Origin of the sequence: Azoarcus sp. TTM-91 (assembly GCF_012911025.1) — a bacterium.
GTDB lineage: Bacteria > Pseudomonadota > Gammaproteobacteria > Burkholderiales > Rhodocyclaceae > Azoarcus.
Window position 1 is genome coordinate 1 of sequence record NZ_WUEI01000149.1, and the last position, 9,659, is coordinate 9,659.

At 69.4% G+C, this 9,659-nt stretch carries 10 protein-coding genes; 8 read left to right on the forward strand and 2 right to left on the reverse strand.

The window, feature by feature from the left end; translation table 11 throughout:
- The 6 genes from GRF61_RS22035 to GRF61_RS22060 all read left to right on the forward strand — a co-directional run.
- A partial coding sequence (locus GRF61_RS22035; protein ID WP_169152770.1) for a hypothetical protein occupies nucleotides 1–327 on the forward strand: 327 nt, incomplete at its 5' end.
- 204 nt (nucleotides 328–531) lie between these two features.
- The gene (locus GRF61_RS22040) at nucleotides 532–918 is read left to right on the forward strand and encodes a hypothetical protein (protein ID WP_169152771.1); all 387 of its coding nucleotides are present in this window, start codon (nucleotides 532–534) and stop codon (nucleotides 916–918) included.
- Nucleotide 919: 1 nt separating this feature from the next.
- Nucleotides 920–2,053 carry a glutathionylspermidine synthase family protein gene (locus GRF61_RS22045; RefSeq protein WP_169152772.1) on the forward strand — a complete coding sequence of 378 codons (1,134 nt, stop codon included), beginning with the start codon at nucleotides 920–922 and terminating at the stop codon, nucleotides 2,051–2,053.
- Nucleotides 2,054–2,060: 7 nt separating this feature from the next.
- Entirely contained in the window at nucleotides 2,061–2,438 is a 378-nt protein-coding gene (locus GRF61_RS22050; RefSeq protein ID WP_169152773.1) for a DUF350 domain-containing protein, read from the forward strand.
- A gap of 193 nt (nucleotides 2,439–2,631) precedes the next feature.
- On the forward strand, nucleotides 2,632–5,175 hold the full coding sequence (locus GRF61_RS22055) for an EAL domain-containing protein (RefSeq protein WP_169152774.1): 2,544 nt from the start codon (nucleotides 2,632–2,634) through the stop codon (nucleotides 5,173–5,175).
- 200 nt (nucleotides 5,176–5,375) lie between these two features.
- Nucleotides 5,376–5,615, forward strand: coding sequence for a hypothetical protein (locus GRF61_RS22060; protein ID WP_169152775.1), 240 nt, complete (start codon nucleotides 5,376–5,378; stop codon nucleotides 5,613–5,615).
- Between the two features lie 126 nt (nucleotides 5,616–5,741).
- Here the strand turns inward: GRF61_RS22060 and GRF61_RS22065 are convergent, their stop codons facing one another.
- On the reverse strand, nucleotides 5,742–6,248 hold the full coding sequence (locus tag GRF61_RS22065) for a hypothetical protein (protein ID WP_169152776.1): 507 nt from the start codon (nucleotides 6,246–6,248) through the stop codon (nucleotides 5,742–5,744).
- Nucleotides 6,249–6,438: 190 nt separating this feature from the next.
- Between GRF61_RS22065 and GRF61_RS22070 the strand changes: the two genes are divergently transcribed.
- Nucleotides 6,439–7,911 (forward strand): PLP-dependent aminotransferase family protein, encoded by a 1,473-nt coding sequence (locus tag GRF61_RS22070; protein WP_169152777.1) that lies wholly within the window; start codon nucleotides 6,439–6,441, stop codon nucleotides 7,909–7,911.
- Nucleotides 7,912–7,946: 35 nt separating this feature from the next.
- Here GRF61_RS22070 and GRF61_RS22075 read toward each other — a convergent pair whose 3' ends face one another.
- Entirely contained in the window at nucleotides 7,947–8,564 is a 618-nt protein-coding gene (locus GRF61_RS22075) for a 3'-5' exonuclease (RefSeq protein WP_169152778.1), read from the reverse strand.
- Nucleotides 8,565–8,820: 256 nt separating this feature from the next.
- On the opposite strand from GRF61_RS22075, the gene GRF61_RS22080 reads away from it, so the two are divergent.
- Nucleotides 8,821–9,366, forward strand: a complete 546-nt coding sequence (locus GRF61_RS22080) for a flavodoxin (protein WP_169152779.1) — start codon at nucleotides 8,821–8,823, stop codon at nucleotides 9,364–9,366.
- Nucleotides 9,367–9,659 lie beyond the last annotated feature (293 nt).

Genomic DNA, 9,659 nt, shown 5'->3' on the forward strand with positions numbered 1-9,659 from the left:
GACATCGCCCGCGCCCTGGTCTACCTGCAGATCTACGCCGAAGATGCCCGCCCGCGCGCCGAATCCGTGGTTGCCACGCTGCAGGCCGCCGGCCTGCTGGGCACCCAGCTGCCTGGCATAGAAAACGTCACCCGCAGCGCCCAGGCCCGCGGGCGCAAACCGCCGGTGCGCTTCGAGCGCCCCACCGTCATCTACTACCAGCCGGAGGATCGCGGGCTGGCGGAATGGATCGTGCGCAAAGGCCTGCCTGGCCAGGTAGACCTGCGCGACCTGTCCCAGTCCTACCGCAACATCCGCCCGGGCATGGTCGAAATCTGGCTGCCCTGAGCCTGTCCGCCGCCCCTCCCCTTGCGGCACGCCCCGCGGCCGGCAGATCGGGGGACAGGCGGCGGCGACATGCCGGTTCGAACGCGCCGCCCTGCTCTCCCTGCATTCCCCGCCCTTGCCCGGCAGATATCGCCGCCGCATAATCCGCCCCCTTTTCCCGCCCGCGCCAACGCCGGCCGGGCTTCCTTACTATCGGGCATGGGCATGAAGCGTTCGCAGCGGGTTCGTCTGGTCATCCTCGGCACCCTGGGTGCCACCGCAGTGGCGGGCTGCAGCCCGGAGTACCCGCTGCAGCAAGCGCGCTACGCCAGCCTGGAAGACTGCCGCCGCGACTGGGGGTACGACTACCGCAACTGCCAGAACGGCGATGGCAGCTCGGGTGGGGGCGGCCGCTACGTCTACTACGGCCCCCGCTACTACTGGGACCGCGAACGCGGCTACCCCGTCGCGGTGGATGCCGACGGCAGCCGGCGCGCGGTGCCCTACGCCAACGTGGCCAACGGCACGCCGCGCAACGCCGTCGGCATGAAGTCCGCCGGCATCGTGCGCGGCGGCTTCGGCGGCAGCGCCCACGCCTCGTCGGGAGGCTGACATGCGGCGGATAGACATCGAGCCCCGCAGCGATTACCGCCAGCGGCTGGAGCAGATCGGTTTCTCCTTCCACAGCTGGGACGACTACTGGCACGAAGACGCCTGCTATGCCTTCAGCGCCGCCCAGATCGACACCCTGGAAGCCGCCACCGAGGAGCTGCACGCCATGTGCCTGGACGCGGCGCGCTTCGTCATCGAGCACGACCGCTTCGACCAGCTCGGCATCCCCGCCACCTTCCACCAGGCCATCGCCGACGCCTTCGCCGGTGGCGAGCCCTCGCTCTACGGCCGCTTCGACCTCGCCTACGACGGCAACAGCCCGCCCCGGCTACTGGAGTACAACGCCGACACCCCCACCTCGCTGCTGGAAACCGCGGTGGCGCAGTGGTACTGGCTGGAGGAATACCGCGAGGCAGCCGGCCGCGAGCTGGACCAGTTCAACTCGGTGCACGAAAAACTGGTGGCGCGCTGGCGGGAAATCGCCGGCCAGGGCATCGCCCAGGTGGATTTCGCCTCGGTGGCCGACAACGAGGAAGACTGGGTGTGCACCCACTACCTGATGGACACCGCCGCCCAGGCCGGGCTGGGCACCAGCCACATGTACATGGAAGAAATCGGCTGGGATCCGCTGCTGCGCGCCTTCGTGGACCTCGCCGGCCGGCCGCTGCAGACGCTGTTCAAGCTCTACCCTTGGGAATGGCTGATGCGCGAGCCTTTCGGCGAGCACATCCCTGGCTGCGGCACCCGCTTCGTGGAGCCGATGTGGAAGGCCTTGCTCTCCTGCAAGGGCCTGCTGCCCATCCTGTGGGAGCGCAACCCCGGCCACCCAAATCTGCTGGAAGCCCACTTCACCCCCGGCCGCCTCGCCTCCTACGCGCGCAAGCCGCTGTTCTCCCGCGAGGGCGCCAACATCGAACTGTACGAGAACGGCGAACTGCGCCACAGCGATGGCGGCCCCTACGGCGCCGAGGGCCACATCTACCAGGCGCTGCACCCCCTCGCCCGCTTCGGCCCCGGCTACCCGGTGATCGGCGCCTGGGTGGTGGGCGACGAGGCCGCCGGCATGTGCATACGCGAGGACGATACGCCCATCACCACCAACCTCGCCCGCTTCGTTCCCCACTACTTCGACTGAGAACGCCATGGACGCCCTCCTCGCCTTCCTGAGCTACTTCGGCACCGCCGCCGCGCTGCTCGCCGCCTTCACCGCCATCTACACCCGGGTGACGCCCTACAACGAGTTCGCGCTCATCCGCGACAACAACACCGCCGCCGCCATCACCCTTGCCGGCGCCCTGCTCGGCTTCACCTTCCCGCTGATGGCGGCCATCTACTTCACCCACGACCTGCTGGAGATGGTGAAGTGGGGCGTCATCACCGGCGTGGTGCAGTTGCTGGTGTTCGGCCTGCTGCGCCGCTTCGCCGAGCGCATCGAGCAACGCTGCAATGCCTCCGCCATCCTGATGGCCGGAGTGGCGATCGCCGTCGGCCTCCTCAATGGCATCTGCATCAGCGAATAGGAAAACGCCGGGAAACCGGTACCGGCGGCAGCCTTCGCCCCGCCGGAAGCGACAGGCGGGCGGGGCCTGCGGCCCGCCTCACGCCGAGCGCCGGCGCAGATGACGCCGCGTCGATTCAGGCGCACCATAGCCGTCATACGGTTCGATTATTACGAAAGGGAAACCGTATCCTCACCTGCACGACGGCGGTGCCATGCCCAACATACAAGACGCAGCAGTAATCCTGGCTCACACGCTGGAACAGACGGTGGATGCGGTGGCGATGGTGGGAGCGGACCGCAAAGTCCTGCTCTTCAACGCCGCCGCCGAACGTCTGTGGGGCCGGGAACGTAGCGAAGTCATAGGCCGCGGCCTGGATGCGCTGCTGGCCGACGGCTTGGTCACGCCCGCTTGCGAAGCGGTGGAACTGCCGGCGGGAGAGGGCCTGGACGCACTGGTCGGCAAGCCGCTGGAAGTGCCGATACACCGGCCGGACGGCAGCACCGCCTGGGGTGCGCTGTCCCTCTCCCGGGTGGAGCTGCCCGAGCGCACCCTCTATACCGCTTTCGTCAAAGACATCACCGAGCAGCGCCGCCTCAACGAAACCCTGCGCCTGCTCTCCCTGGGGCTCAACGAAACCGACAGCGCGGTCGTCATCACCGACGCCGCCCATCGCATCGTCCATGTGAACAGCGGCTTCACCCGCATGTTCGGCTGGCAGGTGCAGGAGGTCATCGGCCGCCAGCCGCGCGACCTGCTGTTCTCCTCCGCCCACTGCCCCCGCACCCACTTCGGCGACGTCCACGCCCAGCTCGCCGCCGGCCACAGCTACCGCTCCGATGAGCTGGTGTGCGACAACCAGGACCGCCCGCTGTGGTGCTCCATGGTGCTCAACCCCATCGTCGATGCCAGCGGCCGGCTCAGCAACACCGTCGGCATCTACACCGACATCACCCACACCAAGATGCACGAGGTGCTGCAGCACAAGGTGCTGGCCGCGCTGGTCCGGGAAGAACCCCTGGCGGAGGTGATGACGCTGATCTGCCGCGAGGTGGAGCGCATCGCGCCGGAAGTGATCGCCACCATCATCAGGGTGGACGACGAAGGCAAGCTCCGCCCGCTGGCCGCGCCGCGCATGCCGGAGGCGTACTCGCGCGCACTGGACGGCGTGCCCATCGGCCCCGCCGTCGGCTCCTGCGGCACGGCGGCCTTCCGCGGCGAACCGGTGCTGGCGGACATCGCCACCGACCCGCTGTGGGCGCCCTACAAGCAGCTGGCGCTGCCGCTGGGCCTGGTGAGCTGCTGGTCCAGCCCGATCAAGCGCAGCGACGGCCGGGTGGTGGGCACCTTCGCCTTCTACTACCGCGACCAGCGCGGCCCGACACCGCTGCACGAGCGGCTGGTGGAGGTGAGCGTGCATCTGTGCGCCATCGCGCTGGAGCGCGAAGAGGCCCGCGCCCGCATCCGCCAGCTCGCCTTCTACGACGGCCTCACCGGCCTGCCCAACCGCAGCCTGCTGCAGGTGCAGGCCGAACAGGCCATCACCCGCGCCAACCGGGAACAGGAAAGCCTGGCGGTGCTGTTCATCGACCTCGACCGCTTCAAGCAGGTGAACGACTCCCTCGGCCACCCGGCCGGCGACGATCTGCTGCGCACCGTCACCGCCCGCCTGCGGGCCACCGTGCGGGATTCGGACATCGTCGGCCGCCTGTCGGGCGACGAGTTCGTCGTCGTTCTCACCCAGTGCGACGCCAGCCGCGCCACCGACATCACCGAGCATCTGCAGCGGGCCATCGCCGCCCCCTGTCACCTCGGCGACATCACCCTCAAGCCCTCGGCCAGCATAGGCATCAGCCTGTTCCCGCAGAACGGGCGCGACATGGACACCCTGCTGCACCGCGCCGACATGGCCATGTACCAGGCCAAGACCAGCGGCCGCGGCCGCTTCAGCTTCTTCAGCAACGAGATGAACCTGCTGGCGCAAGAGCGCCTGGCGCTGGAGGCCGCGCTGCGCGAAGCGCTGCGCAAGGAGCAGCTGCACCTGCACTACCAGCCGCAGATCGACCTCAAGGACGGGCATCTATACGGCGTCGAGGCGCTGGCGCGGTGGACGCACCCGGAGATCGGCAACATCCCGCCGATACGCTTCATCCCCCTGGCCGAGGAGTGCGGCCTGATCGGCGAACTGAGCGACTGGGCGCTGCGCGAGGCCTGCCGCCAGCTGGCCGACTGGCGCAAGCGCGGGCTGACGGTGCCGGCGGTGTCGGTCAACCTCTCCGCCACCAACTTCCACAACCTGGAACTGCCGCAGCTCATCGCCGAAACGCTGGCGGCCAACGCCCTCAAGCCGGCCGATCTCACCGTCGAGATCACCGAGAGCCTGCTGATGGACACCAACCCCAGCACAATGAAAACCTTGGGCGACATTCACGACCAGGGCGTGCGGCTGGCGATGGACGACTTCGGCACCGGCTACTCCAGCCTGGGTTACCTGCGCCGCCTGCCGGTGAGCGAGCTGAAGCTGGACAAGAGCTTCGTGCGCGACCTGGCGCGGGACGAAGCCACCCGCGCGCTGACCAGCGCGGTGATCCGCATCGGCGACAGCCTGCACCTCACCGTGGTGGCCGAAGGCGTGGAGGACAGCACCCAGCAGGAATTGCTGAAGGCGCAGGGCTACCACGTCGCCCAGGGCTACCTGTTCTCGCCGCCCCTGCCGGCCGCCGACCTGGAGCGCTGGCTGCGGGAGCATGCGCTGTAAGGTGGCTGGCGGATGCGCCACCCGGATGAACAGCGGCCGCGCCTGGTACCACGCGGTCCCCGCCAGCCTTCTTCGCGGCCGCCCCGCGCAAGCGCCACGCAAGCACCACGCATAAGCAGACCGCAAGCCGCATCCCCAGCCGGCGGCAGTGAAGCTATGCTGTCGGCCCTCGACGCCATCGGAACACTCCGCCCGACGCCATGACTGCACGCCCCACCCTGCGCCAGCGCAAGACCTTCGCCCTCATCCGCATCGTCGCCGGCCTCGTCGCCGCCTTCTATCTCGGCTACGTGGTCGTCGCCAACCTGCTGGCCGGCGTGCCCTTCGACAACACCCTGCGCTTCAGCGCCCTGATCGCCCTCGTCGGCCTAGGCTATGCCGGCTGGTACCTGCGGGACTTGTCCGCGGTGGCCAGGGAAGAGCGGGGCGAGGGTAAGTAGTCAGCAGGAACGCAACCGAGACCCAAGCGTCGCCGGTTTACTCCCCCTCCCCTTGCGCGGCGTGGGCGGAGAAGCGAAGCATTGCTGCGCCCGGCGGCATGCAAGGCCACAGGGCCGGGGCGCCCTTCAGCGCGCACCCTCCACCCGCCGCTGCCGCCAGGCCACGGGCTCCCGCCGCAAGGTCTCCTTGAACGCCGCGGCCGCCGCCAGTCCACCCGCTCGCGTCGCCGCCGCCAGCGCCAGCCCTACCGCAGCGACCCCGGCCAGCGGCCCGCGCCTGGCCGGCTGCAGCAGCACACAGCGCGCCACGCCTGCGGTGGCGGCAATCTCCACCCAGCCGGCCCAGGGCATCGCATACGCCTCGCCGTCGGCCAGCAGCAGGCTGCTCCGGTGTGGCGCCTCGCCCAGCCAGGTCGGGTCGAAGGCCAGGTAGTCCAGCCGCAGGCTGCCTTCGGCGGCCACCACGAGGCAGCCTTCCGGCAGCGAGAGCTGGGTCAGCCCGCCGGCCGGCAGTTCAACCGCCGAATCCGCCGCGGCCTTGGGCACGGCCTGAGACACGGCCAGCAGCAGCGGGGCGAACAGGGGCAGGAGGAGGCTGAAGGGCGATGGGCTGGGAAGGAACTGGCGGCACATGATGGACTCCCGCGGGCTGGGCCCGGCTGTTTCGGACGGCACCAGATTAGGCGCCGGCCGCCAGCCGCAACAGGCACAGGGAACTAGAATGTGAACCGCAACAGATGGCCTTTTCGCCAGCCTGTTATGGTCCGCTTCGGCCCCTTCTGTATCTGTCGCCGCCCACAGCCGCCCGCCATCATTCCCGACCATGAATACCGCCGCGCTCCCCGCCTCTGCGCAGCCCCTCTACCGCCAGCTCGCCGCCGCCTACCGCGGCGCGATCGAGGACGGCACGCTGCGCCCGGGCGACCGCATGCCCTCGGTGCGCATGCTGATGCAGCGCCACACGGTGAGCCTGTCCACCGCGCTGCAGCTGTGCCGCCACCTGGAGGACGAGGGCTGGCTGGAGGCGCGGCCGCGCTCCGGCTACTTCGTGCGCCGGCGGCTGCGCGCCAGCCTGCCAGGCGTGGTCGAGCCGGCGCAGGACCAGGCGCCAGACCCGGCGGCCTTCGTCGGCATCCATGCCACCGTATCCGCCGTCATCGCCCAGGGCCAGCGCTACCCGGCCGCGCTCAACCTCGGCGGCGCCACCGCGGCGCCGGAGCACTACCCCACCGAGGCGCTGAAGAACGCGGTGCTGCGCTGCCTGCGGCAGTCACCCACGCTGCTGACCACGCCCGGTTCGCCCAACGGCAACCCGGAATTCCGCAAGGTGATTGCCCGCCGCGCGCTGGATGCCGGCATCCGCATGACGGCGGACGAGGTCATCGTCACCCACGGCGGCATCGAGGCGGTGAACCTCGCCCTGCGCGCGGTCGCCAACCCGGGCGACACGGTGGCGGTGGAATCGCCCACCTTCTTCGGCCTGCTGCAGGTGCTGGAGAGCCTGGGCATGCGCGCACTGGAGATTCCCACCAGCCCGAGCAGCGGCATCTCGCTGGAGGCGCTGGAGTTGGCCATCGCCACCTACGGCAACATCAAGGCGGTGGTGGTGGTGCCCAACCTGCAGAATCCGCTGGGCGCCATCATGCCGGACGGCCGCAAGGCGGCGCTGGCGGCGCTGTGCGAGCGCAACGGCATCGCGGTGATCGAGGACGACCCTTACCGCGACATGCATTGCCGCGCCACGCCGCCGAAGGCGCTGAAGGCCTGGGACCGCAGCGGCAACATCATCTATTGCGCCTCGCTGAACAAGACGCTGGCGCCGGGCATGCGCCTGGGCTGGATGGCGGCCGGGCGCTGGCAGGCGCGGGTGGCGATGCTGAAGTTCGCGCAGAGCCGGCACAACGAGGAATGGTCGCAGATCGCCGCCGCCGGCTTCATGGCCACCAGCGCCTACGACCGCCACCTGCAGCGCCTGCGGGAGCATCTGCGCGAGCAGCGCGAACGCATCGCCGACACGGTGGCCGCCAGCTTCCCGCCCGGCACCCGCCTCAGCCTGCCGGACGGCGGCGCCATGCTGTGGGTGGAGCTGCCCGGCGGCCTGCCCTCGCGGCGGCTGTTCGAGCATGCGCTGGAGGCCGGCATCCGCATCGCGCCGGGGTCCATGTTCTCCAACTCCCAGCGCTTCGATCACTTCATCCGCATCGGCTGCGGCTACCCCTACAGCCCGGAGCTCGATGCCGCGCTGCGCCGGCTGGGCGTGCTCACCGCCCGCCTGCTGGACGGCGCCGGGCACTGAATCCGCCGCGCTGCTGCCGGCCCTGTATCGACGGCTCAGCCCCTCTGCGCCACATGGCGCGCTATGCAGCGCGCCAGGCCGCTGCGGGCGGTCTGCTGGATGCGCATCAGCAGCTCATGCTCCACCTGCGCCAGGCGGTAGCGCTGGCGCAGCTCGTCGGCGATGCGGAGAAAGAGATAGGCGGTGGCCTCGGCATCCGCCAGCGCACGGTGATAGCGGCCGGTGGCCGGCAGGCCCAGGGCGCGCACCAGCGTGCCCAGCTTGTGGTTGGGCGCATCCGGGAACAGCCGCCGCGCCAGCATCAGCGAGCAGACGAAATCGCCCGCCCGGCTGCGGCCCAAAGCCGACAGCTCGGCATCCCAGAACTTACGGTCGAAAGCTGCGTTGTGTGCGACCAATGGCAGGTTTCCGACAAAATCCGCCGCCTCCGCCATCACCCGTTCCACCCGCGGCGCGGCCTTCACCATGGCATTGCTGATGCCGGTGAGCGCCTGGATCTGCGGCGGAATCCACGCATCCGCGTTCATCAGGCTCTGGTAGCGATCCACCACCGCGCCGTCGCGCACCAGCACCACCGCGATCTCGGTCGGGCGCGCGCCCAGCTCCGGCGTCATGCCGGTTGTTTCAAAGTCGACAACTGCGTAGCTGCTCAAGGCGGTTCCAGGAAAAAGCGGATCGGGCCGGCGACGGCGCATGAACGCGGCCCGCCCGGTGAAAAAAGAAGGAAGGAGCGAAAGATACCCGCTTGCGCGGCACGCTTGAAGCGGATCTCGCCAGCTTGCGCGCAGACAGGCACACATAGTGCTTTATGCCTTAGGAGGAAGGCGGAAACCCCGCCCCCATATGGTCAAGGGCGCCGCCATGCGCCCGCCTGCCGCTTTCATCCATAGAACCGAGAAGGAACATCCCATGGCACGTATCGGCCTTTTCTTCGGCACCAACACCGGCAACACCCGCAAGATCGCCAAGCAGATCAAGAAGCGCTTCGATGACGACACGATGGCCGATCCGCTCAACGTGAACCGCGTCACGCCGGAAGACTTCGCCGCCTACGACTTCCTCATCCTCGGCACGCCGACGCTGGGCGAAGGCCAGTTGCCCGGCCTCTCCTCCGAAGCCGAAGCCGAGAGCTGGGAAGAATTCCTGCCCAAGCTGGAAGACATCAGCTTCGACGGCAAGACCATCGCCCTCTATGGCCTGGGGGACCAGGTTGGCTACAGCAACGAGTTCGTCGATGCGCTGAGCTTCCTCTACGACTTCTTCAGCGATCGCGGCGCCAAGATCGTCGGCTCCTGGCCCACCGATGGCTACGACTTCGCCACCTCCCAGGCGGTGGGCGAAGACGGCAAGTTCGTCGGCCTGGCGCTGGACCTGGACAACCAGTCCGACCTCACCGAAGAGCGCCTCAGCACCTGGCTGAAGCAGATCGCGCCGGACTTCCAGCTGCCGCTCTGAGCGCAGCCCCGCGCCCTGGCGAGGGAGGCGTGGTAGCCGCCCCCCTCCGCCGGCTGGCACGGCCTGCCTCGCCCTCCTCCTCCGAGGCTGGCCAGCCACCTGATCGCCCCGTTCGCTTCCCCTCCTGGCGAACGGGGCGCATCTTTTTCCGCGCCTCCCCCGCACCTGGCATTCCTTCCGGCATTCGCTCCAGCAGCCTGCCGCCCTTGCTCGAATCCGGCACGGCCGTCCCATCCGGCCCTCCTGGCGCCGCCGGCTCGCCGCCCTGTCGCACGCCCCTCTTCTCCCCGGCC

What these genes read in the sequence shown, in the direction of transcription:
- GRF61_RS22040 (WP_169152771.1), top strand. Translation starts at nt 532, where the DNA reads ATGAAGCGTTCGCAGCGGGTTCGTCTGGTCATCCTCGGCACCCTGGGT.
- GRF61_RS22045 (WP_169152772.1), top strand. Translation starts at nt 920, where the DNA reads ATGCGGCGGATAGACATCGAGCCCCGCAGCGATTACCGCCAGCGGCTG.
- GRF61_RS22050 (WP_169152773.1), top strand. Translation starts at nt 2,061, where the DNA reads ATGGACGCCCTCCTCGCCTTCCTGAGCTACTTCGGCACCGCCGCCGCG.
- GRF61_RS22055 (WP_169152774.1), top strand. Translation starts at nt 2,632, where the DNA reads ATGCCCAACATACAAGACGCAGCAGTAATCCTGGCTCACACGCTGGAA.
- GRF61_RS22060 (WP_169152775.1), top strand. Translation starts at nt 5,376, where the DNA reads ATGACTGCACGCCCCACCCTGCGCCAGCGCAAGACCTTCGCCCTCATC.
- GRF61_RS22065 (WP_169152776.1), bottom strand. Translation starts at nt 6,248, where the DNA reads ATGTGCCGCCAGTTCCTTCCCAGCCCATCGCCCTTCAGCCTCCTCCTG.
- GRF61_RS22070 (WP_169152777.1), top strand. Translation starts at nt 6,439, where the DNA reads ATGAATACCGCCGCGCTCCCCGCCTCTGCGCAGCCCCTCTACCGCCAG.
- GRF61_RS22080 (WP_169152779.1), top strand. Translation starts at nt 8,821, where the DNA reads ATGGCACGTATCGGCCTTTTCTTCGGCACCAACACCGGCAACACCCGC.